This is a genomic window from Kutzneria kofuensis (assembly GCF_014203355.1).
In the GTDB taxonomy this organism is placed as follows: domain Bacteria; phylum Actinomycetota; class Actinomycetes; order Mycobacteriales; family Pseudonocardiaceae; genus Kutzneria; species Kutzneria kofuensis.
Window position 1 is genome coordinate 71,843 of the sequence record NZ_JACHIR010000004.1, and the last position, 26,981, is coordinate 98,823.

Here is a 26,981-nt window from a genome sequence, read left to right on the forward strand (position 1 = left end):
CCCCCGCCTCACAGTTCCTGGTCGGCCGGGGTGGCCCCGGCGTCCAGTCGCGCGGCCATCGCCTCGATGGTCGAGTCGTCCAGCAGCGCGCCGACCGGCACGGCCAGCCGGCCGGCCAACTGGAGCAGCGTCAGCGAGGAACCGCCGGCCTCGAAGAACTTCTCCCGCACGCCGATGCGCTCGCGCCCGATCAGTTCCCGCCAGATCGCGGCCACCTCCCGTTCGGCGTCGGTGCGCGGCGGTTGATCGAGTTCGGCCCGCACGGCCCCGGGGTCCGGCAGCGCCCGCCGGTCGACCTTTCCGTTCGCGGTGAGCGGCAACTGGTCGAGCAGCACGAACTGGTGCGGCACAAGGTGATCCGGCAGCCGCTCGACCAGGTACCCGCGCAGTTCCCGCTCGTCGACGGTCGACTCCACGTACGCCACGAGCCGTCGTGCCGGCCCGTCGCCCACTGCCAGCACCGCCACCCGCTCGACCGCCGGGTGCCGGCCGAGCACCGCCTCGACCTCGCCCAACTCCACCCGGAACCCGCGCACCTTCACCTGGTCGTCGGCCCGCCCGACGAAGAACAGGTTCCCGTCCGGTCCCCACCGGACCAGGTCCCCGGTCCGGTACCGGCGCTGCCCGTCCGGCCCGGCGACGAACCTGCTGGCCGTCAGCCCCGGCAGCCCGAGGTACCCGCGCGCCAGGCTCGGCCCGGCCAGGTACAACTCGCCGACCACGCCGACCGGCACGGGCCGCAACCACCGGTCCAGCACGGACACCGTGGTGCCGATGGTGGGCCGTCCGATCGGCACCGGGCCGGGGCGCAGCGGCCCGGCCAGTGTCGTGCACACGGTGGCCTCACTGGGGCCGTAGCCGTTGAAGATCCGCCCGTTGCGGGACCAGCGCCGAACGAGTTCCTCGGTGCACACCTCCCCGCCGCTGATCACGGTCAGTCCCACCGGCATGCGCTCGGCGGGCAAGGTGGCCAACACGGCGGGCGGGGCCACCAGGTGCGTCACGCCCTCGGCGGTGATCGTCTCGACCAGTTCGGCGGTGTCGCCCCGGTGCGGCACAGCGGTCGCCCCGGTCAGCAGGGCGATGCAGAACTCGAAGAAGGAGGCGTCGAAACCGATCGGGAGCCAGTGCGCCACCTTGGCTCCCGGCCCGACGCCTGCCCGGCGCACCACGGTCTCCACCATGTCGACCACGCCGCGGTGGGTCACCACCACCGCCTTGGGGCGGCCGGTGGAACCCGAGGTGTAGATCACGTACGCCGGATTGTCCACATGCGACACCACCGTCGGCGGGGTGGCCGGGTAGCCGCTCACGTCCTCCTTGCCGGTCACGAAAGCCGTTGCGCCGCAGTCGCGGAGCATCCAGCGCCGCCGCTCGGCCGGGAGTTTCGGGTCCACCGGCACGTAGGCGGCGCCGGTCTTCAGGATCGCCAGCATGCCAACGAGGTCGTCGGTGGCGAGGAAGGTCTCCGGACTGGCCCCGTGCTCGATCAGCTTGTGCGCCAACCTGTTCGTGCGCTCATCCAGTTCCGCGTAGGTGACGCCGGGCAGCGCGAGGGCCTGCGGCGTCCGGCGTGCCCACTCGGCGAAGAGATCCGGCACGCCGCGCGGCTCGGCCGGTTGGACCGGCTCCCGTTGCCAGCGGTCCACATCGGACAGTTCGGCCCCGGAGAGCATCGGGAGGTCGACCACCCGGCCACCTCGGGTCAGCCCGGCCAGCACGGTCACCAGGTGGCCGGCGAGCCGCTCGGCGGTCGCCGCGTCGAACAGTTCCGTGTCATAGCTCAGGTGCAGTTCGGCGTCCGGATACACCATCAGCCCGAGCCGGAAGTGGGTGGCATCCTCCCCGGTCAGGTCGAGGATCCGAATGCCGTTTCCGGAGACGGGCAGCGGGTCGCCCGGATAGTTCTCCACGGCGATCCCGCTGTGGTACAGCGGCGCTCCCGGGGGCATCTCGCTGACGGCTTGCTGCCGGGTGAGCGGCAGGTGGTCGAACTCGCGGGCGCGCACCTGCTCCTGCTGCAACCGGGACAGCAGGTCAAGCACCGGCTCGTCCGGCCGGATGCGGACCCGGGCGGGCAGCGTGTTGATCAGCGGCCCGGTGATCGTCTCGGCGCCGGGCAGTTCCGGCGGCCGGGTGGACACGGTGACCCCGTACACCACGTCGGTCACATCGGCGTGCCTGGCCAGCACCACGGCCCAGCCGGCCTGGATGATCGTGTTCACGGTGACGCGGTTGTGCCGGGCGAACTCGCGCAGCTCCGGCAGCGGAACCACCACGGTCCGCGACCGGGTGGTCCGGTGGTCGGCCGCCGGCGTCCGGTCGTACGGCAACGGGGTCGGCGCCCGAAACCCGGCCAGTTCGGCCCGCCAGTAGCGCACGGCGGCCTGCTCGTCCCGACCACGCAGCCATTCCACGTAGTCCCGGTACGGCCGGTCGGCCACCGAACCTGGCTGTTCGCCGGCGCAGGCCGCGAGCACTCCCGCGAGCATTCGGGACACGCTCCAGCCGTCCACGAACAGGTGGTGGGTGGTCAGCAGTACCTGCACGCGGGTCTCGGTCAGCCGGATCAGCGTCAGCCGCAGCGGGATCGGCTCGCCCAGGTCCAGCCCGGCGGCCTGGTCCGCCGCCATCAGCCGGGAGACCCCGGCCCGTTGCTCGACGGCCGACCGGGACCGCCAGTCGTGCTGCTCGATCCTTGGTCGCGCGTCCCGGTGCACCACCTGGACCGGCTCGCCGACCCCGACCCAGTGCACGGTGCTGCGCAGTACCGGGGCGGCCGCGACCACACCCCGCCACGCCGCCGCCAGCACCTCCAGGTCCGTGACGCCCTCGATCTGGAAGGTGATCCGCCGGGAGTACACGTCCTCGGTCACCGAGTGGTACAGCAGGCCGGCCTGGAGCGGGCTGAGCGGGTACACGTCCTCCACCGCCCGCCCGTCGCCGACCAGCGCGTCCACCTCGGCCTGGGTCAGATTGGCCAGCGGGAAATCCGAGGGGGTGCGGCCGCCGTGTCCGGCACGGCAGTGGGCGGTGATCTCCCGCAACGCGGTGAGCATCGCCGTCGCCATCCCGTCGATCTCCGCCCGCTGGCGCTGATCACGGGAGTAGTCCCAGGTCAGCACCAGTTCGCCGGCGGCGACCCGGCCGGTCACCTCCAGCGGGAAAGGCCGGGACTCGGCCGGATGGATGCCGTCGACCATCGGGAACTCGCGGCCCGTGTAGAACTGCCCGGCCCGATCCGGCTCGGCGAACCGGCCCAGGTAGTTGAAGCTGACCCGGGGCTCCCCCTCGCCCGGCAGCGCATCGGTCAGCTGGCGCAGCGCGTCGAAGCCGATCCCGCGCCCCGGCACGGCCCGCAGCTGCTCCTTGGCCGCCTTGAGGCGGGCACCCCAGTCCGAAGTGGACGGAAGGTCCAGCAGAACCGGGAACTGGCTGGTGAACCAGCCCACCGTGCGGCTCAGGTCCACCTCCGGGAACAACTGCTCCCGCCCGTGCCCCTCCAGGTTGACCACGACCCGGCCGCCCAGGGTGGCCGCCAGCGCGCTGAGCAGCACGTCGTTGGGCTGCGTCCGGTAAGCGGCCGGCACCTCCCGCAGCAGCGCCGTGGTCTCCGCCCGGTCCAGCCGCACCGTCACCCGCTCCGTACTGGCAACGGTCGCCGTGGCGGGCCGTTCCGCCGGCATTCGGGACGCCCAGTAGTCGATCTCGTGGTCCAGCGCCCCGGACTGCACGTGCGCCACCAGGCGCCGTGCCCAGTGCCGCATCGAGGTCGTCCTGGCCCCCAGATCCACCGGCTCCCCGGCCTTCACCTGCGTGTACGCCGTACGCAGGTCGTCCAACAGGATGCGCCAGGAGACACCGTCAACCACCAAGTGATGCACCATGAGCAACAGTCGAGCTCCGTGGTCGAAGAAGATCGCCTTGACCAACGGACCGTCCCGAAGGCTCAACTCGCCGTGCGCCGCGGCGACGCGGGCATCGATCTCCGTCCCGGTGTGCCGCTCCCAGAACTCCCCGAGTTCCGTGCCGATCCGCAATCGCCACTCCCCGGCCACCTGCTCGGCGCGGGTCCGCAACACCTCGTGCTGTTCCAGCACCGCCTGGACAGCGGCTCGGACGGCATTCGGGTCGACGCCCGGGACCAGTTCGACGAACCGGGGCATGGTGAAGTGGTCGGGACGTTCGGTGAACCGATCGAAGAACCACCGCTGGATGGGTGTCAGCGGCATCGGACCGGTGCCCGGTTCCTCGGGCGCCTCGGCCCGCCGCTCGGAAACGGTGGGTGCGAGCTGCTCGATGCTCTGGTGCCGGAAGATGTCCTGGGTCGTCGTGTGCCACCCGGCCTTGGCCAGCTCGGCGACCACCCGCACGCTCAGGATCGAGTCCCCGCCCAGCTCGAAGAAGTTGTCCAGCACGCCGACGTCGGGGACGCCGAGCACCGAGGTCCAGGCGGCGGCCAGTGCCCGTTCCACCGGTGTTCGGGCGGCGACGTGCCTGGTGACGGCCCGTTCCGGGGTCGGGAGCCCGGTCCGGTCCACCTTCCCGGCGGCGGTCCGCGGCAGCGCGTCCACCACGACGAAGTCCGCCGGAACCATGTGCCGCGGCAGGGACTCCGCGAGGAACCGGCGCACCTGGGGCACGGCCAGCCCGGTGACCACGTAGCCGACCAACCGGTTGTCCCGCAACACCACGGCGGCCTCGGCGACCTCGGGGTGCCGGGTCAGCGCCGCCTCGATCTCGGCGGGCTCGATCCGGTGCCCACGCACCTTCACCTGCGAGTCCACGCGGCCCAGGAACTCCAGCTCCCCGTCCTGGCGCACCCGCACCAGGTCCCCGGACCGGTACATTCGCGCACCGGGCTCGCCGAACGGGTCGGCCAAGAACCGCTCCGCCGTCTCACCGGGCCGGCCCACGTAGCCTCGGGCCAGTCCCGCACCGCCGATGTACAGCTCGCCCACCATCCCGGCCGGCACCGGCCGCAAATGCGGGTCGAGCACGTGGCAGGTGGCCCCGGCCACCGGCAAGCCGATCGGCACTACCGCGCCCGGCTCGCGGACCTCGCTCATGGTGGCCGCGACCGTGGTCTCGGTGGGACCGTAGATGTTGCCGAACACCCGGCCCGGCAGCCATTTCGCGACCAGCTCGGGTGGGCACACCTCGCCCCCGGTGTACACCGATCTGATCCCCGGCACCCGCTCCGGGTCGACAGTGGACAGCAAGCTGGGCAGCAGTTGCAGCGTGGTCACGCCGTCCTGGTTGAGCTGCTCCTCCAGCGGGATGCCATCGGACCGGCTCAGACACAGTGTCGCCCCGCACAGCAGCGGCATCAGCGCCTGCCACAGCCCCGCGTCGAAGCTGACCGAGATCTGCCCAAGGATCCGCTCCCCCGGCCCGATCCGCATCCGCCGCCCGCTGTCGAGCACGTAGTTCACCAGGGACCGGTGCGTCACGGCCACACCCTTTGGCCGCCCGGTCGAGCCCGAGGTGTAGATCACGTAGGCCAGGTTCGCCGGCCGCACGGTGCTGACCGCCGCGGGCGCGTCCGCAGCGTCCACGGAGCTGAGGACCATGGCCGCCCCGCTGTGCTCGGCCATGTACGCCAACCGTTCGCTCGGGTAGGTCGGGTCGAGCGGCACCAGTACGCCGCCGGCCTTGAGCACGGCGAGCATGGCGGTGATCAGGTCGATGGAGCGCGGGAACCGGACGCCGACCGCAACCTCCGGGCCGACCCCTTGCGCGGCGAGGTGATTGGCCAGCCGGGTCACGCGCCGGTCCAGCTCGCGATAGGTCAACCGGGACGAACCGTGCACCAGGGCCACCTGGTCGGGCACCTGCCGCGCCCAGCGCTCGAACAGGTCGTACGCGCAGTCGCCCTCCGGTTCGGCGGGTGGTCCCATCAGGCTGCCGGCCCCCGGCAGCGGCAGGGAACGCAACGGCCGGTCGGGGCACTCGGCGACCGCGGCGAGCAAGCCCGTGAGCTGCTCGGTCAGACCGTCGATCGTGCCGGCCTCGTAGAGGGCGGTGCTGTAGTTGACCAGCACCCGCAGCTCCCCGCCGACCTCGCGGAACTCCACGGCGAGATCGACATTCGTCGCCACCAGCGGCACCTCGACCTCGGTGGCGGTCAGACCGGCGAAGCGCCGGCCGCGGCTCGGCGCATTCTGCATCACCACCATGACCTGCACCAGCGGCGGGCGGGCGGGATCGCGGTGCGGCGCCAGTTCCCGCACCACCTGCTCGAAGGGGACCTCCGCGTTGGCCATGGCGTCCAGAACGCTTTCCCGCACCCGCGCCAGCAGCTCCGTGAAGCTCCACTTCTCGTCCACAGTGGACCGGACGACCGCGGTGTTCACGAAGAACCCGACCAGGTTCGCCCACTCGGCCCGGTCCCGGCCGCCGTGCGCGGTACCGATCGCCACCTCGGACTGCCGGCTGTACCTGGCGAAGAGCACCTGGCAGGCGGCGATCAACACGGTGAACAGGCTCACCTGGCGATCCCGCGCGAACCTCCTGAGCCGGTCGGTCGCCGCGCCGGGCAGGAATCGCTGCCGGGTGGCACCCGCGCTGTCGCGGACCACCGGCCGCGGCCGGTCCGGCGGCACCTCGGTGGGGACCAACCCGGCGAGTTCCTTCCGCCAGTGGTCCAGTTGCCGCCGCACTCGGTCGCTGGCGAGCTGTTCCCGTTGCCACAGCGTGTAATCCGCGTAGTCGGCCGGCAGTTCGGGCAGTTCCTCGCCGGAGTACAGGGCGGCGAGGTCGGACAGTAGCACCTCGTTGGCCCAGTCGTCGGTGACGATGTGGTGCATCATCAGCACCAGCACGTGCTCCTCGGCGCCGACGCGCACCAGCGTGCACCGCAGCAACGGCCCCGTCCGCAGGTCGAACTGCACACCGGCCTCGGCCCGCAACACCTGCTCCAGCGGCTGCTCGGTGAGCACGACCCGGACCGGGGCCGGCGGGTGCACGACCTGGGCGCCGTCCTCGAAGGTGGTCCGCAACATGCTGTGCCGCGCCACCAACGAGGTGAGTGCGCGGTTCACCCTGTCCAGGTCCAGCGGCCCGGTGAGGCGCAACGCCTTGCCCAGGTTGTAGTCGCTGCCGGGCTGGTGGCCGTGCAGGAACCAGAGCGGCTGTTGGTTGGCGGACAGCGGAAGCCGAAGGCCGGCGCCCCGTCCGCCGACCGGCACGGCCGCCGGGGTCAGCACGGCGGCCAGCTCGGCCACGGTGGGTCGGTCGAACAGCGCGCGATACGGCCACACGGCACCGAGTTCGGCACGGGCCGCCGCGGCGATCTGGATGCCGAGGATCGAGTCCCCGCCCAGGTCGAAGAAGTTGTCGTGCACGCCGACCCGGTCCACGCCCAGCACCTCGGACCAGATCCGGGCCAGTCCCGCCTCGGTCTCGGTGCGCGGACGCTCGTACGAGCCGGGCCCCGGCGCGGCCGGCAGGCTCCGGCGATCGAGCTTTCCGTTCGGCAGCAGCGGTAACCGGTCCAGCACGAGCACCGCACTCGGCACCATGTGCGGGGGCAGCCGGTCCGCCAGGAAGTCACGCAGCTCGGCCGGTGTGGCCGCGCTCTCGACGTAGCCGACCAGCCTCGGCTGCCCGACCACCGCCGCGCGGCGCACCCCGGGGTGTGCCAGCAGCGCGTTCTCGATCTCGCCCAGCTCGATCCGGAACCCCCGGATCTTGACCTGCTCGTCGGCCCGGCCGAGATAGTCCAGGGCGCCGTCGGGCCTGCGCCGCACCACGTCCCCGGACCGGTACATCCGGCTGCCGTCCGCGACGAACGGGTCGGCGACGAACCGAGTGGCGGTCAGCCCGGGACGGCGGTGGTAGCCGCGCGCCACACCGGCCCCGCCGAGGTACAGCTCGCCCTCCTCGGCCGGCCGCAACGCGTCGTCGAGCACGTACGCCGTGGTGCCGGGGATCGGCGGCCCGATCGGGACGAACGCGGCTCCGCCCAACTGGTCCACGGTGGGCCGCGAAACGCACGAGTCCACCGTGGTCTCGGTGGTCCCGAACGCGTTGACCACGACGGTCTCCGGGACCAGCTTGCCGGCCAGTTCCCGGAAGTCCCGCGCCGGCCAGGCCTCCGAGCCCACCGAGAGCAGTCGCAGGGCCGGCAGCCCGCCCACCCGGCCCATCGCCTTGACCAGGCCGGGAAGCGCCTCGATGGCGTCACCCCGGTGTTCGGCGAACAGGTCGAGCAGCAGCGCCGGGTCGGCGATCGCCCGCTCCGGCGCGATGATCAGCGTGCCGCCGCAGAACACCGAACGGAGCAGGTCGGCGAGGAACAGGTCCACCGCGAGGCCCGTGACCGACACGAACCGCAGCGGACGCTCCCGCAACCGGTACATCTCCTGCCACGCGGCCAGCACCGACGCCAGGTTCCGGTGCGTGACCGTGACTCCTTTGGGCGGCCCGGTGGAGCCCGAGGTGTAGATCAGGTAGGCGGCGTCCTCCCAGTGCCGGACCACTTCCGGTGCCCGCGCCGGGTACCCGGCGAGATCGTCGTCGAGCAGCACCAGGTCGGCCGGCCCGAACCCGGACGCCAGCGCGGATTCGGTGACCACGACCCGGACCCCGGAGTCCGCCCGCATCCAGTCCAGTCGCGCGACCGGGTACTCGGGATCGAAGGGCACGTAACCGGCCCCGGAACGCAGGATTCCGAGTATGCCGACCACCATCCACGGCCCACGGCGTACCGACAGTCCGACCATTTCCCCGGTCCGCTCCCCCAGGGCGTTGGCCAGTCGGGCGGACTGCTCGTCCAACTCGGCGAAGGACAGCCGCCGGTCGCCGAAGACCACCGCGGTCGCCCCGGGCCTGTCCCGGACCCGCGCGAAGAATTCGCCAAGCGGCTGCTGCACGATCCCCCCATGGCCCGCTGCCGTCACGCCGCCAGCCGGGGCGACCGCCAACAAGATCCTTCTGCTGTCAACGAATTCATCAGCTCGCCGCGCCTGTGTCAAGACTCCTTTGCCGATAGGGCAAATTGGTCACGCCCTGGTCCGGGGCTCCTCAGCCGCCCGCTCGTCGGACACCACGGGCGGGCGGCGGACTCCTCGGTGAAGTGGCACCGGCATCGGCACGAGTCCACTTCGGACACGGTGTCGTCCCTGGTGTCCGGTAGCAGCGCGATACCGCTGGCGGCGCGACCGCCGGGCACGCGAGTCGCGATCCTCGTCGGCGAGAGATAGTCATGGGGCGGACGGCATCCTCCGGTCACGGGCACTGCGCCGTTTGCGTCGGTCGATCGCCGGCGGCTACCGGCTGCACGACCTGATCCGAACGTGCGCCCATGGACGCCGCCCGGATCCCGGTGACGGGCCGACGGGCCGTGGTCGACTGCCTGCTCACGGCCCGGCTTGACGTCGCCGAGCACGCCTCGGACCAACTGCCGGTCGACCTGTTGCGGACGACGCCGAGGCGGCGCCGGGCGGCGTGGGCCGTGCCGGTCCTGTCTGTCCCGGATGAAAGTTTCACGGCACGGAGCGGCACGTACGCCGGAACTCGGCATCGTCACCTGACCCTGTTTTGCCTGCCACAGCGACGCTTCCGCTCATCCCGGCCGGCAGCCGGATCACGAAGGTCTGGACAGACCGCCGACGAGCAGCCATAAGTAGTACTTATCCGGGCGCCGGTCACGGCCAGGCATGGCGTTCGGTCAGGCACCTGCTGGACGGCAATGCCAACGGTCAGCGGATCAAGAGGAGAGTCATGCCCAGCTTGTCGGTGGCCGGCGCGACGGTGGCTCACCGCCCATATGAGTGAGGCACATCCGGGCACGACGTGCATCACACCCACCATTCGACCGTGAACAAGGGAGTTCACCTGTGGTCTCACGAACATGGATGTCTCGTGCGGGGCGGATCCTGGCGGTGAGCGCGGCGGCGGTGCTCGCGGTCGGGGCCGCGGTCGGCGCCGCACCGGCGACACCGGCCGCATCCGAGGGACCGTGTGACATCTACGCGGCCGGCGGCACACCGTGCGTGGCCGCGCACAGCACCACCCGGGCGCTCTACGGCACGTACAACGGCTCGCTGTACCAGGTGAGGCGCTCGTCGGACAACGCAACCCGGGACATCGGGGTCACCAGCGCCGGCGGTTCCGCCGACTCCGCCGCGCAGGATTCCTTCTGTGCCGGCACGACGTGTCTCATCACGATCATCTACGACCAGTCCGGCAAGGGCAACAACCTCACCCAGGCGCCCGGCGGCGGCGCGGCCGGCGGGCCGGACAACCTCGCCAACGCCACCGCGGCGCCGACGAGTCTCAACGGGCACAAGGCCTACGGCGTCTACGTGGCCCAGGGCACCGGCTACCGCAACAACCACACCACGGGTATCGCCACCGGCGACAAGCCCGAGGGCATGTACGCCATTTTCGACGGCACCCACTACAACGGCGGCTGCTGCTTCGACTACGGCAACGCCGAGACGGACAGCAACGACGACGGCAACGGCACCATGGAGGCCATCTACTTCGGCAACATCCGAGTGTGGGGCTACGGCGCCGGCAACGGCCCGTGGATCATGGCCGATCTGGAGAACGGCCTGTTCTCCGGCGTGAACCAGCACTACAACGCCAACGATCCCACCATCAACTACCGCTACACCACGGCGATCATCAAGGGCGGCCCGAACCAGTGGGCCATCCGCGGCGGCAACGCGCAGTCCGGCGGCCTGTCCACGTTCTACAGTGGTCCCCGCCCCAACGTGCCGGGCTACAACCCCATGCGCAAGCAGGGCGCGATCATCCTCGGCACCGGCGGCGACAACAGCAAGGGAGCCGTCGGCACCTTCTACGAGGGCGTGATGACCTCCGGCTACCCGTCCGACGCCACCGAGAACGCGGTGCAGGCCAACATCACCGCGGCCGGATACAACAACAGCGGTGGTGGCGGCGGAGCAACCACCGGCCCGCTGCACGCGGTCGGCGCGGGCAAGTGCCTCGACGTGCCGAACTCCACCACCACGCCCGGCACCCAGCTGCAGATCCACAGCTGCAACGGCCAGCCGAACCAGTCGTGGACGCGAACGTCGTCGAACCAGCTGACGGTCACGCTCGGCGGTACCACGCTGTGCATGGACGCCTACGGCAACCAGACGAGTCCGGGGACGAAGGTGGAGACCTGGTCCTGCAACGGCCAGGCCAACCAGCAGTGGACCGTCAACTCCGACGGCACGATCACCGGCGCGCAGTCGGGGCTCTGCCTGGACGTGACCGGCGCGTCCACCGCCGACGGGGCGCTCGCCGAGCTGTGGACCTGCAACGGCGGCAGCAACCAGCAGTGGACGCTCGGATAACCCGAGGTCCACAGTAGCCGGTCGCCGGGGCGGCATCGCCCGCCCCGGCACGACCTGGCGTTGCGCGCCACGAGACGTGCGGCCGTGTTGTCGTGCCGTAGGAATGGACTGCGGCTCGCACCGGATTCCCTGCACCACACGACATTCTCGAAAGGAAGACAATGCTCCGCCTCCTCAACTGCTGGCCACGACGACTGCTCGGTCCGGCGGCCGCCGCGCTCGCCGTGGCAGGCACCGTGGCACTCATCCCTGCCCCGGCGGGAGCCGCCGGCGCCACCACCCTCGGCGCGGCCGCGGCCGCGTCGGGACGGTACTTCGGCACCGCCGTGCCCACGAGCAAGCTGGGCGACGCCCAGTACAGCGGCATCCTCGACCGGGAGTTCTCGATGATCACTCCCGAGAACGAGATGAAGTGGGACACCATCGAGCCGTCCCGCAACAACTTCAACTTCGGCCCGGCCGACCAGATCGTCAGCCACGCGAACGCCCACAACCAGCGCATGCGGGGACACACCCTGGTCTGGCACTCGCAGCTGCCCGGCTGGGTGAGCGGCATCAACGACGCGAACACGCTGCGCAGCGTGATGAACAACCACATCACCACCGAGGTGACCCACTACCGCGGCAAGATCTACGCGTGGGACGTGGTCAACGAGGCGTTCGCCGACGACGGCAGCGGCCAGTTGCGCGGCTCGGTGTTCCGCAACGTGCTCGGCACCGGATTCGTCGAGGAGGCGTTCCGCACCGCCCGCGCCGCCGATTCCGCCGCGAAGCTCTGCTACAACGACTACAGCATCGAGGACTGGAACTCGCCCAAGACCCAGGGCGTCTACCGGATGGTCCGCGACTTCAAGTCGCGGGGTGTGCCGATCGACTGCGTCGGCTTCCAGTCGCACTTCGGCAATGGCGGTCCGCCGAGCAACTTCCAGACGACGCTGTCCAACTTCGCGGCGCTCGGCGTGGACGTGCAGCTCACGGAGCTCGACATCGCGTCCGCGCCGTCCACCGCGTACGCCAACACCGTCAAGGCCTGCCTGAACGTGCCGCGCTGCGCCGGCATCACGGTCTGGGGGATCCGGGACAGCGACTCCTGGCGCTCGGGTGAATCCCCGCTGCTGTTCGACAGGAACGGCAACAAGAAGCCCGCCTACAACGCCGTGCTCACCGCATTGGGCGGTGGCACCGGCGGTGGTGGCACCGGCGGCGGCCCGCAGGCCGGTGTCGAGTACCGCCTGGTGGCCGCGCACAGCGGCAAGGTGGCCGACATCTCCGGCGCCTCCACGGCGGCGGGCGCGGCGCTGATCCAGTGGTCGGCCGACGGCGGGCTCAACCAGCAGTTCGACTTCGTGTCCACCGGTGACGGCTACTACCGGATCCGGGGTCGACAGAGCGGTTTGGTGCTGCAGGTGGCCGGTGCGAGCAGCGGCGCCGACATCACGCAGCAGCCGGACACCAACGCGACCAGCCAGCAGTGGCAGGTGAAGGACCAGGGCGACGGCTCGGTCAGTCTCATCAACCGGTTGAGCGGGCTGGCGATGGACGTGTGGGGAGCCGCCACGGCGGACGGCACGCGGATCTCCCAGTGGACCTACAACGGCGACGCCAACCAGCGATTCCAGCTCCAGAGCGCCTGAGCCCGGGAGCTGGCAACGATGTTCCACCATCACAGGGAGGTGTTGGGTGTCAAGGTGTAGATCCTTACTCGGGGCTGTCGCGTCCGCGGCGGCACTGGTCCTGGCTGTGGGAGGCGCCGCGCAGGCCAGTGACTTCGGCGCGGCCGCGCCACACACGAACGTCGCCGTCGCCGGTGCGACCGCCGGTTGTGGCAAGGCCCCCACCCTGGCCAGCGGCACACACACCATCCAAAGCAGCGGCCAAAACCGCAACTACATCCTCCGAGTCCCCACCAACTACGACAACAACCACCCCTACCGACTCATCTTCGGCTTCCACTGGGTCGGCGGCACCGCCAACGACGTCGACTCCGGCGGCACCGACGGCTACAACTGGTCCTACTACGGACTCCGACGCCTCGCCGACAACGCCGGCAACACCACCATCTTCGTCGCCCCCCAAGGCAACAACAACGGCTGGGCCAACCCCGGCGGCCAAGACATCACCTTCGTCGACGACATGATCCGCCAACTCGAAGCCGGCCTGTGCATCGACACCACACAACTGTTCTCCACCGGCTTCAGCTACGGCGGCGCCATGACCTACGCCCTAGCCTGCGCCCGAGCAACCGTCTTCCGCGCCGTCGCCGTCTACTCCGGCGCCAACCTCAGCGGCTGCAACGGCGGCACCCAACCCATCGCCTACATGGGACTCCACGGCCTCCGCGACAACGTCCTGCCCATCTCCAACGGACGAGCACTACGCGACACCTTCGTCCGCGCCAACGGCTGCACCCCGCAGAACCCGCCGGAGCCGGCGCAGGGCAGCCTCACCCACATCGTCACCACCTACTCCGGCTGCAAAGCCGGCTATCCCGTGGTCTGGGCCGCGTTCGACGGAGCCGGACACGACCCCGGCCCCATCGACGGCTGCACCTGCGACGGCTGGCACACCTGGACCTCCGGCGAAGTCTGGAAGTTCTTCACCCAGTTCGACTCCAGCACGCCTCCGCCGCCCCCGCCGCCGCCCGGCGGCAAGCAGATCGTGGGCACGCAGTCGGGCCGGTGCCTGGACGACTCGAGCACCAACGGCACGCAAGCGCAGCTGGCTGACTGCGCCAACCAGGCGAGTCAACTGTGGACGGTCACGTCCAGCGGGCAGTTGACGGCCTATGGCAACAAGTGTCTGGACGCGTCCGGCCGGGGCACGACCAACGGCACACAGGTCATCGTGTGGGACTGCAACGGCCAGGCCAACCAGCAGTGGACCGTCAACTCCAACGGCACGATCACCGGAGTGCAGTCCGGTCTCTGCCTCGACGCGACGGGCCAGGGCACGACCAGCGGCACGAAGATCGAGCTGTGGTCGTGCAACGGGCAGGCCAACCAGCAATGGACCCTGCGTTGATCCCGACCGCCGTCCGCTGACCGGGCGGACAGCGGTCGACCGGAACCGGGTACGGCGCCTGCCGCGCGCCGTGCCCGGTTCCGCGTGCGTCCGGAGCATCGGATCCACCGCATCACCTCGTGACCACCGAAGGGAGATTCAATGCGAACAGGGCTCAGATGGCTCGTCGCGGTTGTGGCGGCCCTGGCTGCCAGCGCGTTGCTCAGCGCCGGTCCCGCCGTTGCCGAATCCAACGGCGGAGTCCGGATCATGCCGTTGGGTGACTCCATCACCGACGGCGTGCAGACTCCCGGCGGCTACCGGATCGGACTGTGGCAGCGGTTCGTGGCCGGCAACTACCGGGAGGACTTCGTCGGTTCGCTGTTCAACGGCCCGCCGGCCCTCGGTGACCACGACCACGAGGGCCATTCGGGGTGGCGCATCGACCAGATCGACGCGAACATCGTCACCTGGCTGCGCAACACCACCCCGCACACGGTGCTGCTGCACATCGGCACCAACGACGTCCTGCAGAACTACGACGTCGCCAACGCCCCCAACCGCCTATCCGGCCTGATCGACCACATCACCGCGACCGTGCCCACCGCCGAGGTGTTCGTCGCGACGATCATCCCGATCGCCAACGCCGGGCAGGAGCAGGCCGGCCAGAGGTACAACGCCGCGATCCCCGGCATCGTGCAGAGCAAGGCGGCCGCGGGCAAGCACGTGCACCTGGTGGACATGCACGCGGCGTTGACCGCTGCCGACCTCGTCGACGGCGTCCACCCCACCGCCGCCGGCTACGACAAGATGGCCGCGACCTGGTTCACCGCGCTGCGTTCCGTGCCCGGAAGCATCGGCGACCCCGTCGTGCCACAGGGCAAGCATGTCGTGGGCACTCAGTCCGGCCGGTGCCTCGACGTGGCGGACACCAACGGGGCACAAGGACAACTGGCCGACTGCGTCAACCAAGCCAGCCAGACCTGGACGACCACCGCCAACGGCCAGCTGACCGTCTACGGAAACAAGTGCCTGGACGCGTCCGGGCAGGGCACGGCCAACGGCACACAGGTCATCGTGTGGGACTGCAACGGACAAACCAACCAGCAGTGGACCGTCAACTCCAACGGCACCATCACCGGAGTGCAGTCCGGCCTCTGCCTCGACGCATCCGGCCAGGGAACAACCGCCGGCACGAAGATCGTCCTGTGGACGTGCAACGGACAGGCCAACCAGCAATGGACCCTGCGTTGATCCACTTCTGATGGCTGAAAGGCCGCCGGAGTCGTGTGCTCGCGATTCCGGCGGCCACCGTCCGTTCCAGCTCGCGAACGCCCTAGAGGTCGAGCACGAGGCGCGGTGAGCAGGACCGGGACACACAGATCATCATCGTGTCGTTCGCGGCCCGCTCCTCATCGGTCAGCACGGAGTCGCGGTGGTCGGGCGTGCCGGACAGCACTGCCGTCTCACACGTGCCGCACGTTCCTTCCTGGCACGACGACAGCACCGATACCCCCGATTGTTCGACGACCTCGAGGATCGACCGGCCGGCCGGCACTCGCAGGACAGTGCCGGTCTGGGCCAATTCGACGTCGAACTCCTGGTGCGGCCCGTCGGTCGCGGTGATCCTCGGCGCGAACCGTTCGAGGTGCAGCGAGCCGGCGGTACGGAACTGTTCGACAGCGGCCAGCAGGGGTTCGGGCCCGCAGCAGTACACGGCGGTGTCGTCGTCGGCCTCGGCGAGAACCGCCGGGAGGTCGAGCAGGCCGTGCTCGTTCTGCGGCCGGATCTCGACGTTGCCGGGGTGACAGCGCTCCAGCTCCGCGCGGAACGCCATGGACGACCGGGTTCTGCCGCCGTAGACCAGCCGCCAGTCTCGGCCGGTGGCCGCGACCTCGGCGATCATCGGCCGGATCGGTGTGATGCCGATGCCACCGGCGATGAACAGGTAGCGCTTCGCGGCGACGAGCGGGAAGTGGTTACGCGGGCCGCACACCTCGATCCGTTGCCCGGCGTGGAGGACATCGTGCACGTGCCGCGAGCCGCCGCGGCCCGACGGCTCGCGCAGGACGGCGACCTGCATGGTCGAGGTGTCGCCCGGGTCGCCGCACAGCGAGTACTGGCGGACCAAGCCGTCCAGGACCAGGTCGATGTGGGCGCCCGGCGTCCAGGCCGGCAGCGGGTGACCGTCCGGATGCCGTAGCGTCAGGAGCACCACGCCGTCGGCGATCAGTTCCTTGCTCTCGACTACCAGCTTCATGTCGCGTGTCCCACGGGATGACTGAGCAGCCACTCCCACATCTCGACCGGATCGTCGAACTCGCGCTCGGCCGAGCAGTGGCACACCGCGCGGAGCCGGTCGGAGCCCTGCACCCAGTGGACGCGGATCACGCAGCCGCCCGAGGGCGCGGTCATGACGCCGCGCACAGGCGCTGGAGCAGCCGTCGCGCCGCGAGCCCGCCCGTGTCGATGTTGATCGACAGTTCCTGGTAGCCCGCCGGCTCGGTCGCGATGACCTGCTCGAGCACGTTCAGCGCCTCGACGTCCTGCAGCACCACCGTGCGGTTGCTCTCGGCCAGGAACGCCGACACCTCCTCGTCGTCGAGTGCGAAGTCCCTGGCCACGCACCAGAAGTCGTGGGTCGAGTGGTCGGTCTCGGGCGTGATGGCGTACACCACCTCGACGTGGAACGCGTCCGGGTCGGCGCCGTCCGGGTGGGGCACGGACCCGACCGGCGCGATGCGACTGTGCAACTTGTAGAGGCACGGCGGCGTGTACTCGATGTCCTGCCAGCGTGCGATCCGGCCTCGCAGACCGGTCGACTTGGCATAGAACGGCGGGCATTCCGCGTCGTCGATGTGCCGCGAGACGTAGACGATGCCGGCGTCCTCGTCGACCGCGGTCGTGATCGGGGTGGCGGCGACCTCCGGCGTGCCGATGTAGCCCCCGTGCAGGTACGTCTCGTGCGAGAGGTCCAGCAGGTTGTCGACCAGCAGGGAGTACCTGGCGCGCAACGGCTCCATGCCGGCGACCGTCGTGTAGTCCGGCGAGACGAGCCACGGCGCGCGGGGAATCCGCGACGTGTCGGCCTTCGCCCGGTCGCCGATGAAGACCCACACGAACGAGTCCTGCTCCACGACCGGATAGGGCAGCAGCCGTGCCGTGCGAGGGATGCGGCTCTGCCCCGGCACGGCGACGCACTTGCCGCCCGCGTCGTAGGTGAAGCCGTGGTAGCCGCAGACCACCTGATCGTCGACGAGCCGGGACGGCGGCTGCGACAGCGGGAAACGCCGGTGCACGCATCGGTCCGGCACGGCCGTCACCGCTCCGTCGCGGGTACGCCAGAACAGGATCGGCTCGCCGCAGATGGTGCGGGTGAACAGGTCGTGCCCGATCTCGGCGCCGTAGGCGGCGACGTACCACTGGTCGCGCGGGATGCTCGTCATCGCAGGCTCCTCTCCGACTGAGGGAGTACAGACTGACCGAGACCACCGCCCGTTCCGTAGTGGGCTTTCCGGAAAATGGAAGCCTTCAGCCGGCCAGGGCGCGGGAGATGGCCTGGGCGCTGGTGCGCACGAGCCACGCCAGCGGGCGCGGCGTGGCACTGCCGTGGCGTACGACCAGAGACACCGCGGCGACTACCTCGCCGCGCCCGTCGCGGATCGGCGCACCGACCGACAGGGCATCCATCGTGACCTGGCGGTCGCTGACCGAGAACCCGTTCGACCGGACGGCGGCGAGCATCCGGCGCAGCTGCACCGGATCGGTGACGGTCTTGCTCGTGTAGCGCTCGAACGGGCCGCTCAGCACCTCTTCCTGCACCTCGACGGCGGCGTGCGCGAGCAGGACCAGGCCGACGCCGGTGGCGGTGAGCGCGAACCGGCCGCCGACGCGGGTGAGCACCGGCACCGCCCTCGATCCGGCGATCCGCTCCACGAAGACGAGCTCCATGCCTTCCCTGACGGCGAGCTGCGCGTTCTCCCCGGTGCTCCGGGAGAGGTCCTCGAGGAACGGCAGCGCGACCTCGCGCAGGCCCGCGCCACGCGGCGCGAGTGAGCCGATCTCCCACAACCGCAACCCGATCCGGTACAACCCGTCGCCGCCGCGCTCCACGGCGCCCCACGCGCAGAGCTCGTGCACCAGCCGGTGCGCGGTCGACAACGGCATGCTCGCCCGCCGGGCGAGCTCGCTCAGCGACAGCTCGCGGTGGTCCGGGCTGAACGCGTCGAGGAGCTGCAGCGCACGGCCGACCACCGGCCCGGTGGGGCCGATGGGGCCACCTCTCCTCGACGCGCTCACCCCGTCATTGTGCTGGAACCGGCCGGTCGACTACACCGAGGAGCACACGGTGCCGTTGAGGGAGAACACGGTCGGCGCCGGGGCCGCTCCGGTGTTCGTCCCGTTGAACCCGAGCGACACCGAGCCGCCGGCGGCGATGGTGCGGTTCCAGTCGGCGTTGGTCACGGACACCTGTTGGCCGGTCTGGCTCCAGGTTCCGTTCCAGCCGGCCTGCACCGCCTCACCCGCGTCCGGCCAGGCGAAGGTGAGGTTCCACCCGTTCACCGCCGTGGTTGCCCGGTTGGTGACGGTGATGCTGGCGCCGAACCCGCCGTTCCAGCTGCTGGTGACCTCGTAGTGCACGGCGCAGGTGCTGTTCGCCGGCGGTGGCACGGTGAAGGTCACCGGCGGTGACGGCAGCGACGCGTTGCCGTGGTTGTCGACGGCGACGACGTTGTAGGTGTAGCTCGTGCCGATCGTCAGGCCGGTCAAGCCGACCGAGGTGCCAGTGGTCGTCGCGGCCACCGAAGTACCCGAGTACACGTCGTACCGCGCGATCGGGTAGCTGCCGGCGGTTGCCGCCGGCCAACTCAGGGTGGCGCTGCTGGAGGTCAGGTTCGACACCGTCGGTTGGCCGGGAGCGCCGGGCGCTGTGGTGCCGGTGCCGCCGCTGCCCGGCACCTGCACGACCGTCAGCGTGTACGGCGCCACGGTGACCGAGCTGGCCGACGACTGGGTGGTGCTAGTGATCGAGGTGCCGTTGTTGGCCAGCGTGAACACGGTCGGCGACCCCGAGGGGGTGAAGTTGTTGTAGCTCAGGCTGACCGTGTAGGTGGTGCTCGGGTCCTCGTTGTCGATCAGGACGTCCAGGCTGCCGTTGGCACGGCGCACCGCGTGGGTGCGCACCAGCGCGTTACCCGACGAGGAGGTGACCATCTGGTCGCCCGGGGAGCCGAGCTTGGACAGCATCTGGATCGCGTAGTACGGCGAGAACGGGGTGTTCACCGCGGGCTCGGTCACGCCGCTTCCGTTGGTGCCGTTGGAGAAGATGCCCTGGTCGCCGTAGTCCTGCGCGCCGTTGACCATGCTCGGCGTGCCGACGCCGTTGTGCTCGTTCCACCAGTCCACGTTGGTGACGCCGTGCTCCAGCCACGTCATGTACATGTCCGCGCCGAACAGGGCGGCCGGCTGGGTGTCGAGGTCGATCGTGGAGTTGGTCTCGGTGACGACGATCTTCACCCCGGCCGGGTCCACGCCGGCGTACCGGCTGATCTGGGAGCGCAGGGTGGACGTGATGCCGGCGATGCCGTCGGGAGTGGACAGCATCGCGGCCGCGGTGGACCCACCGGGGTAGTAGTGCACGATCACGCAGTCGGTCTTGGCGCCCAGGGTGGACAACACCGTCTGGTTCCAGGGCTGCGGACTGGTGGTCGGGTTGGTCACGCCGTCCGGCCAGTACCCGGGCGTGGTCAGCACCGCGCACACGTGGATGTTCGGGCTGGCCGCCTTCATCGCGGTGATGTACTTCAGCACGTTCGCCGCGTACGTGGCCGGCCCGCAGTTGTAGGTCTGGGACGGCGCGCTGCCGACGGTCACCGGCTTCCCCGACGCGTCGGTGCAGTGGCTGTCGGCCTCCCAGTTGGCGCCGTAGGTCCCGTTCCCGTAGATCTCGTTGCCCACCTCCCAGTACGTGATCCCGTAGTTGTTGGTGACGTCGGCGTTGCGCACCCACGCCTGCGCCAGGTCCTCGGTGCCGGTGCCGTAGTTGACCGTGATGATCGGGTTCGCCCCGGTGGCCTGCGCCGTCTTCATGAAGTCGGCGAAGCTGGTGTTGGGCGCGTCGTATCCGCCCTGGGCCACGTTGGTCTGCCAGTTGTAGATGTCGGCGTAGGAGCCGCCGGGATAGCGCAGCGCGGTGATGCCGGCGGCCTTGACCAGGCCGGGGATCGCCGGGTCGTTCATGTGGCCGTCGTAGACGGCGGTGTTGAGGCCGATCGCGTTGGACGGGATCTGCCCGAGCCCGCCCGTCGCGTTGACGGAGACCGCCGTGCTCGCCGTCGTCGCGGCGGCGGAGTAGCCCGTGAGGCCGGCGGCGCCGAGCAGCACCGCCGCCATCCAGGCAACGCCGCGGACCCATCGTGTTCTCGTTGCGCTCCTGAGCATTCGGCACTCCCCTTTCGGTCGCTCGCCTGGGACTACAAGCACCGCGGGGAGCTGTCCAGCGCACCGACCGGCCCGAACCGTCGAATCGCGTCGAAGGCGCACGTCAGTCCGGAAACGCCTGGCACAGGAGGTTTTGTGGAACTTACACGCCGCGATATGCCTGTCAGGCGGAGGTGAGTGCCGGCGCCGGTTCACCGGCCTGACGCAGGACCGCGTCGAGAACGTCGTCGAGCGGTGTCGCCGTCAGCCCGAACGTCGTCTCGATCCGCGTGGAGTCCACGACGAACGGGCGGTGGGACATGTAGTGCGTCTCCCACAGCTCGTCCCAGACCGGGGCGGTGGCGCCGAGCAGGGTCAACTCCCGGTCGGTCATCTCGGCCAGGCGTGGGGCCGGGGCGCCGGCCAGTTCGGCGAGCCGGGTCGCCAGTTGGCGAACGGACCGGACGATGACGGGGGCGTGCCAAGCCTGTCCGAGGCTTCGCTGGTCGCGTGCCACAGCCACCAGGGCTCGGGCCGCGTCGTCGACGGAGGTGTAGGAGTGCGGGGCGTCCAGGGCGGCCGGCACGACGGCGAGCCGCCCGGCGAGCACCCGGGGCTGCACCATCGCGGTGAAGGTGGAGAAAGCGCCGGGACCGATGAACTGCCCGGCCCGGACCTCGGTGACCCGCACCCGGCCCGCGTCGTGGGCGGCCTTGGCCTCGCGCCACATGCGGGCGCGCACCTCGCCCTTCGGACCGGTCGCGGCCAGCGGGTGGTCCTCGGTGACCGGCCCGTCGACCGGCCCGTAGCCGTAGAGGTTGCCCAGCATCACGTAGCCGGCTCCGGTGCGCTCGGCGACCGACAGGACCGCCCTGAACAACGGCGGCACGGTCTGCGGCCACGTGTGGTAGGCGGGCATGGCGCAGTTGACCAGGGTGGCGGCGCCCGTGGTGAGTTCGGTCAGCCGGTCGGCGTCGTTGGCGTCGAGCGCGATCCGTTCGACCAGCGGGTGCGCGGGCCCGCCGCCGCTGCGGCTGACCACGCGCACCTGGTCACCGGCCTCGGCCAGCAGACGAGCGGTGGCCTGGGCGGTGGCGCCACGCCCGAGGATCACATGGACAGGCATGATTCTCCTTCACGAAAGGTTGTCAGGAACGCGAGCAAGCCCAACTGTGCCCTCGACGTCGGCGCGACAGCAGCGGCGCGGCGGCCAATCATCCGGAGGTTCTGGCCATGCATCGGGTCGCGTTTGTCGTCGTGCCTCCGGTGTACTCGTTCGACCTCGCGATCGCCCAGATGGTGCTGGACGCGGCCCGCCCCGACGGCCGCGCCGGCTATGAAGTGATCACGTGCGCGGCCCGGCCGGGGCGGGTCGAGGCGCTCGGCGGACCCGACGTGGTCGTCGAGCACGATCTGGCCGCCGCCGGGAACGCCGACAGCGTGATCGTGATCGGCGGCGGAGGCCGCGCGGACGTCGACCCGGGCGTACTGACGGTCGTGCGCGAGGCCGAGGCTTCCGGCGCCCGCGTCGCGGGGATCTGCACGGGCGCCTTCGTGCTGGCTCAGGCCGGGGTCCTGGACGGCCGCCGCGCGACCACGCACTGGGGCCTGACCGACGAACTGGCCCGCCGGCACCCGGCCGTCACGGTGGTCCCCGACGTGCTGTACGTCGCCGACGGCCCCGTGCTGACCTGCGCCGGGGCCGGTGCCTGCGTCGAGTTGTGCCTGCACCTCGTCCGCGCCGACTACGGCGCCGCCGTGGCCGGCGCGTGCGCCCGGCTGGCCGTGGCCGCACCGCCGCGCCCCGGCGGCCAGGCCCAGGTCGTCCAGACGCCGCTCCCCTCGGCCACGGACACCTCGCTCGCCGTCACCCGGGAATGGGCGCTGCGCCGACTCGACCGGCCGATCAGCCTGAACGACCTGGCCGCGCACGCCGGCGTCAGCGTGCGCACACTCACCCGCCGCTTCCACGCGGAGACCGGCCTCAGCCCGCTGCAGTGGCTGTTGCACCGCCGCCTGGACCGGGCCCGTCAACTGCTCGAAACCACGACGCTCCCCATGGACAAGGTCGCCTGGCACAGCGGCATGGGGACCGCCGACTCGCTTCGGCAGCACATGGTCCGCCGGGTGGGCGTCACTCCGACCGCCTACCGCACCTCGTTCAGTCGCGGGCAGATCGCCCGGTGAACGAAGCTGTGCCGGCGGATGTCACTGACACGCACGACGCCTGCGTGCGGTCCCGCATACGGGTCCCACACGCAGGCGTCGTGCGTCGCCTACTTGGCCGCTAGTTCCGGATCCATTGCTGGTTGCTCCCGCCGTTGCACGTCCACAGCTCGATCAGCGTGCCGTTGCCGGTTCCCGCCCCGGTGGCGTCCAGGCAGAGCCCCGACTGGGGGTTGGTGATCGTTCCGTCGGCGTTGGTGGACCACTTCTGGTTGGCGCCGCCGGTGCAGGTCGCGATGTCGACCTTGGCGCCGGCGCTCTGGCCGGCGGCGTCCAGGCAGTCGCTGCCGTAGACCTGGAGCTCGCTTGCGGCGGTCGCGGTCCACTGCTGGTTGGCGCCGCCGTTGCAGTCCCACAACTCCACCTGCGTGCCGGGGGTCTGGCTGGCGTTGGGCACGTCGACGCAGCGCCCGGAGCCGGTCCCGACGATCGTGCCGGTCGCGCCACCGCCGCCGCCCCCGCTGCCCGGGGTGATGGACAGGTTGTCGAACTGCGCCGTCTCACCCTGACTGGTCGCGTAGCCGGCCTGCCCCGCACCCCAGGTCCGGTCGTTGGCCGACCCGACCGTGACACCGTCGATGCTGGCGGTGATGGCGCTACCGGCGAAGGTGAGGGCCAGGCTGTGCCAGCGGTTGGTGCCCAGCGCCGCGACGGTGCCGTGGGCCAGGGTGGAGACGTTGGCGTTGGTGTTGGAGCTCAGGATGGACCAGGCCCCGGTCTCGCTGACGCGCAGGTGGTAGGCGTTGAGCCCGCCGGCTCCACCGTACGACTGCGTGTTGGCGCGACCCATCAGCTCGGCGTACCCGGACTTCTCGAGCAGCACGTCGGAGGAGACGGTGTAGTTGCTCCAGCTCACCTCGCCGAGCATGGCATGCGGATCCGACAGCGTGTCCCAGGTGATCGGGGCCTGCGCGCTCATCTGCCGCACGCACTGACCCGCGCGCCCGCCGCCGCAGCCGGCCACCTCGAAGGCGCCCTGCCAGTCCATCAGGTACTTCGCCTCGGCGCCGGTGGCGTAGTTGTCGAAGTTGTCGGTGTACGGCAGGCTCAGGCCGCCCGATGCGGGACCGGCCGCGGTGCCCTTGCCCTGCCCGGTCGTGGTGGTGACGGTGTACACCCGCCCGGGCTGCACGGTCAGGCTGTAGCTGCCGCCGGACGGGGTGATGTCGGCCTCGTGCACGAAGTAGTCGGCCTGGTTGTTGGAGTTCAGGTTGGTGGACCACACGTGCACCGCACCGGTGGACAGGCCGCCGGTCACGTTGAAGTTCAGCGTCTGCGCGCTGCCGGCGTCGACAGTTTCGATGACCGTGCTGTAGTCGCTGTTGTTCGTGGACTTCAGCGTGACGTAGCTGCCGTTGTTCCGGTTGCCGCCGAGGTAGCCGCTGGAAGCGTCCAGGTAGTGCCAGCCCGGCGCGGTGAACTGGGTCGTCTGCGCCTGCACCCAGGCGTTCTTGCCCACCGAGTAGTGCCCGGACCAGGGCTGCGAGGCCAGCACCAGGCCCATGGTGGGATAGGGCAGGTTCGGCGTGATCGCGGCGACGATCGGCCAGTTGAGGTACGCGGTCATCTTGCCGTCGATGTACCCGCGGTTGATGCCGCGGGCCATCGCCTGCGAGCCGGTGTTGTAGTCGTCCGAGCCGTTCTCACTGGCCCACAACGTCTTCCCGGACGAGGTGGCCGCCGCCGGCACGCCGCAGTTGGCCTGGGAGGAGCGGTAGCCGCACGGGTAGTGCGTGCCGATGACGCTGATCGCCGACGCGAAGGCCGGGTTGGAGTTGATGTCGTTGGCGATCGTCCAGTCCGAGTCGGCGCCGACGATCTTCACGCCGGAGTAGCCGCTGGAGTTCAGCGTGGACCGCAGGTTCTCGTACCAGCCGACGTTGTAGCCGCGCTCGTTCCAGCCGCCGAGGTAGTCGATGGGCAGGTTGTGCTGCTTGGCGCAGCCCAGCCACGACACCAGGTAGTTGACCATGTCGGTGGACCAGAAGTTGCCGTTGCCGATCCAGCCGGGCGCACCCCAGGCCAGCCCGTACAGCTTGATGTTGGGGTTGCGGGCCTTGGCCTGCTGGGCCAGCCAGAACTCGTAGCCGACATCGCAGTTCACCGCGCCGCGCGTGTGTTCGATGCTCGGCTCCGCGCCGGAGGTGGAGTTGGTGTCGCCACCGATCTCGATCTTGAGCATCTGCACCGCGGCGCCGTAGCCCGGCTTGAACAGGTAGTCCAGGATCTGGCCGCGCTCCGGCTCCGGGTAGTCGATCAACAGTCGGGAGTTGCCGCCCCCGCCGCTGATCGCCCCCACGCCGTCGAACGTCCGCCCGCCGGAGGCGCCGTTGACCGTGATCGACGTCGCGGCCTGGGCCGGCGCGGCGGTCAGGCCCACCACGCCGCCAACGACCAGGGCGACAACGCCGAGTGCGACGAGCACGCGACGCAGAAGTCTGCTACGACTGTCCACAGTGTCCTTCCCGAACGTGGTCATCCGAAGGTCCAGTGCTGGTTGCTGTTGCCGTTGCACGTCCACAGCTGCACCAGCGCGCCGTCGGCGGTGCTGGCGCCGGTCACGTCCAGGCACAGTCCGGACTGGACGCCGGTGACGGTGCCGTCGGCGTTGATGTTCCACTGCTGGTTGGCCTGCCCGTTGCAGGACCAGATGATCACCTTGGTGCCGGCGGTGGTGCCCTTGCCGTTGGCGTCCAGGCAGTCCGCGCCGTTGTAGACGGTCAGCTGGCCCGAGGCGGTCCGGGTGAAGGTCTGGTTGGCGCCGCCGGAGCAGGAGCGGATGTCCAGCTGCGTGCCGGCCGTGGTGGACGAGTTCGGCACGTCCAGGCACTTGCCCGCACCGACCGCGTGCAGCGGGCCGGTGCCGGTTCCGCCGCCACCACCACCCGAGCCGCCGAGGGCCGTGGCGGTGGAATTGTAAGCCGGCTTGGGCTGATAGTTGCTGTCATACATGGTCGCCGCGCCCTGACCCGGGAACGTACCCGGAATCCACGAGTCCGCGTCACCGACACCCCACTGCGACACCCCCGGACACCGCGTCACCGCCAAACAGTCATTGATCACCGTGGCGTAGTCGGTGGCCTGCTGCTGCAAACTGCCACTGCTGGCCGGCAACTGCACACGGTCATCCAACTCGGTCACCGCCACATCCAGACCCAACGCCGCGAACCGCTGCATGTTGGCCAACATCGACGACGGCACCTGCCCGACGATGAAATGCCCCTCCAAGCCGATACCACCCAACGGAACACCCTGAGCCAGCATCGACTGCGCCAGACTGTACAACGCGTTGCTCTTCGCGTTCTCACCCTCGATGTTGTAATCATTGATGTACAACACCGCGCTCGGATCCGCAGCATGCGCCGTGCGGATCGCGTCAGCCAGATAACCAGAGCCCATCGCGTTGTAGAACGCGTCCTGCCGCAAACTGCCGTCCTCGTTGAACGGCTCGTTGATCACATCCCAGGCATAGATCTTGCCCTTGTAATGACTCACCTCGGCCGTGATGTGCGACTCCATCACGCCCTGCACCTGGTTACGCGGCACACCGTTGACCCACCCCGGCAACTGACTGTGCCACACCAGATTGTGCCCACGCACCCGCATGTTGTGCGACTGCGCAAAGGAGACGATCGTGTCACCCGGACCGAAGTTGTAACTACCGTTGGACGGCTCGGTCGTGTCCCACTTCATCTCGTTGCCCGGAGTCACCATGTCGAACTGACCCGCGGCCAACGACGTGACCGTCGAGTTGTAGACCATGTTGCCGGTCAACTCGGTGCCGATGTACTTGCCCTTGGCCTCGGCCAGCGACCGCAGCGGCGAGGCGGCGTGCGCGAACGGCGCCGTGACCAGGGTGAGGACCGACGCGGCGACGAGGGCCGTCACGGCGCCGAGGACGCCGGATCGGGGACGTCGTGGTCGGGCGGAGCGAATGCAGGGAAACATACGAGACCTCCGGGATCGTCTCGACGTGAAGGAGCGAAGAAGCGACGGCATCGCATCGGCAGGGAGCCACGC

14 protein-coding genes are annotated in these 26,981 nt (G+C 70.2%); 5 read left to right on the forward strand and 9 right to left on the reverse strand.

Annotated elements, in window-relative coordinates:
* Positions 1-8: 8 nt before the first annotated feature.
* Positions 9-8,876, reverse strand: a complete 8,868-nt coding sequence (locus BJ998_RS45160) for a non-ribosomal peptide synthetase (RefSeq protein ID WP_184870368.1) — start codon at positions 8,874-8,876, stop codon at positions 9-11.
* A gap of 984 nt (positions 8,877-9,860) precedes the next feature.
* Between BJ998_RS45160 and BJ998_RS45165 the strand changes: the two genes are divergently transcribed.
* The 4 genes from BJ998_RS45165 to BJ998_RS45180 all read left to right on the forward strand — a co-directional run bounded on the left by BJ998_RS45165 (position 9,861) and on the right by BJ998_RS45180 (position 15,569).
* Positions 9,861-11,315, forward strand: coding sequence for an arabinofuranosidase catalytic domain-containing protein (locus BJ998_RS45165; RefSeq protein WP_184870369.1), 1,455 nt, complete (start codon positions 9,861-9,863; stop codon positions 11,313-11,315).
* A gap of 161 nt (positions 11,316-11,476) precedes the next feature.
* The gene (locus BJ998_RS45170; RefSeq protein ID WP_184870370.1) at positions 11,477-12,949 is read left to right on the forward strand and encodes a glycoside hydrolase family 10 protein; all 1,473 of its coding nucleotides are present in this window, start codon (positions 11,477-11,479) and stop codon (positions 12,947-12,949) included.
* Positions 12,950-13,055: 106 nt separating this feature from the next.
* Positions 13,056-14,336, forward strand: coding sequence for a ricin-type beta-trefoil lectin domain protein (locus BJ998_RS45175; RefSeq protein WP_312890695.1), 1,281 nt, complete (start codon positions 13,056-13,058; stop codon positions 14,334-14,336).
* Positions 14,337-14,477: 141 nt separating this feature from the next.
* A complete protein-coding gene (locus BJ998_RS45180; protein WP_184870372.1) occupies positions 14,478-15,569 on the forward strand; it encodes an SGNH/GDSL hydrolase family protein in 1,092 nt (363 codons plus the stop codon).
* A gap of 82 nt (positions 15,570-15,651) precedes the next feature.
* Here the strand turns inward: BJ998_RS45180 and BJ998_RS45185 are convergent, their stop codons facing one another.
* The 6 genes from BJ998_RS45185 to BJ998_RS45210 form a co-directional block, all read right to left on the reverse strand.
* On the reverse strand, positions 15,652-16,575 hold the full coding sequence (locus BJ998_RS45185; RefSeq protein ID WP_184870373.1) for a PDR/VanB family oxidoreductase: 924 nt from the start codon (positions 16,573-16,575) through the stop codon (positions 15,652-15,654).
* Complete coding sequence (locus BJ998_RS45190) at positions 16,572-16,730, reverse strand: hypothetical protein (RefSeq protein WP_184870374.1); 159 nt, start codon at positions 16,728-16,730, stop codon at positions 16,572-16,574. The genes BJ998_RS45185 and BJ998_RS45190 overlap by 4 nt, the downstream gene beginning before the upstream one ends.
* Complete coding sequence (locus BJ998_RS45195) at positions 16,727-17,761, reverse strand: Rieske 2Fe-2S domain-containing protein (protein WP_184870375.1); 1,035 nt, start codon at positions 17,759-17,761, stop codon at positions 16,727-16,729. The genes BJ998_RS45190 and BJ998_RS45195 overlap by 4 nt, the downstream gene beginning before the upstream one ends.
* An 85-nt stretch (positions 17,762-17,846) precedes the next feature.
* Positions 17,847-18,614, reverse strand: coding sequence for an IclR family transcriptional regulator (locus BJ998_RS45200; RefSeq protein ID WP_312890696.1), 768 nt, complete (start codon positions 18,612-18,614; stop codon positions 17,847-17,849).
* A 30-nt stretch (positions 18,615-18,644) separates the two neighbouring features.
* Positions 18,645-20,756 (reverse strand): cellulose binding domain-containing protein, encoded by a 2,112-nt coding sequence (locus BJ998_RS45205; protein WP_184870376.1) that lies wholly within the window; start codon positions 20,754-20,756, stop codon positions 18,645-18,647.
* Positions 20,757-20,919: 163 nt separating this feature from the next.
* Positions 20,920-21,861 carry an NAD-dependent epimerase/dehydratase family protein gene (locus tag BJ998_RS45210; protein WP_184870377.1) on the reverse strand — a complete coding sequence of 314 codons (942 nt, stop codon included), beginning with the start codon at positions 21,859-21,861 and terminating at the stop codon, positions 20,920-20,922.
* Positions 21,862-21,968: 107 nt separating this feature from the next.
* On the opposite strand from BJ998_RS45210, the gene BJ998_RS45215 reads away from it, so the two are divergent.
* Positions 21,969-22,922: a GlxA family transcriptional regulator gene (locus tag BJ998_RS45215; RefSeq protein WP_184870378.1), complete on the forward strand. Its 954-nt coding sequence runs from the start codon at positions 21,969-21,971 to the stop codon at positions 22,920-22,922.
* 100 nt (positions 22,923-23,022) lie between these two features.
* Here the strand turns inward: BJ998_RS45215 and BJ998_RS45220 are convergent, their stop codons facing one another.
* A complete protein-coding gene (locus BJ998_RS45220; RefSeq protein ID WP_184870379.1) occupies positions 23,023-25,440 on the reverse strand; it encodes a ricin-type beta-trefoil lectin domain protein in 2,418 nt (805 codons plus the stop codon).
* Entirely contained in the window at positions 25,437-26,909 is a 1,473-nt protein-coding gene (locus BJ998_RS45225; protein WP_184870380.1) for an endo-1,4-beta-xylanase, read from the reverse strand. The genes BJ998_RS45220 and BJ998_RS45225 overlap by 4 nt, the downstream gene beginning before the upstream one ends.
* Positions 26,910-26,981 lie beyond the last annotated feature (72 nt).

Bases quoted from the DNA above. Each gene is read 5' to 3' on its own strand.
- BJ998_RS45220 (WP_184870379.1), bottom strand. From the start codon at position 25,440: ATGACCACGTTCGGGAAGGACACTGTGGACAGTCGTAGCAGACTTCTG.
- BJ998_RS45215 (WP_184870378.1), top strand. From the start codon at position 21,969: ATGCATCGGGTCGCGTTTGTCGTCGTGCCTCCGGTGTACTCGTTCGAC.
- BJ998_RS45210 (WP_184870377.1), bottom strand. From the start codon at position 21,861: ATGCCTGTCCATGTGATCCTCGGGCGTGGCGCCACCGCCCAGGCCACC.
- BJ998_RS45195 (WP_184870375.1), bottom strand. From the start codon at position 17,761: ATGACGAGCATCCCGCGCGACCAGTGGTACGTCGCCGCCTACGGCGCC.
- BJ998_RS45190 (WP_184870374.1), bottom strand. From the start codon at position 16,730: ATGACCGCGCCCTCGGGCGGCTGCGTGATCCGCGTCCACTGGGTGCAG.
- BJ998_RS45180 (WP_184870372.1), top strand. From the start codon at position 14,478: ATGCGAACAGGGCTCAGATGGCTCGTCGCGGTTGTGGCGGCCCTGGCT.
- BJ998_RS45225 (WP_184870380.1), bottom strand. From the start codon at position 26,909: ATGTTTCCCTGCATTCGCTCCGCCCGACCACGACGTCCCCGATCCGGC.
- BJ998_RS45170 (WP_184870370.1), top strand. From the start codon at position 11,477: ATGCTCCGCCTCCTCAACTGCTGGCCACGACGACTGCTCGGTCCGGCG.
- BJ998_RS45165 (WP_184870369.1), top strand. From the start codon at position 9,861: ATGTCTCGTGCGGGGCGGATCCTGGCGGTGAGCGCGGCGGCGGTGCTC.
- BJ998_RS45205 (WP_184870376.1), bottom strand. From the start codon at position 20,756: ATGCTCAGGAGCGCAACGAGAACACGATGGGTCCGCGGCGTTGCCTGG.
- BJ998_RS45185 (WP_184870373.1), bottom strand. From the start codon at position 16,575: ATGAAGCTGGTAGTCGAGAGCAAGGAACTGATCGCCGACGGCGTGGTG.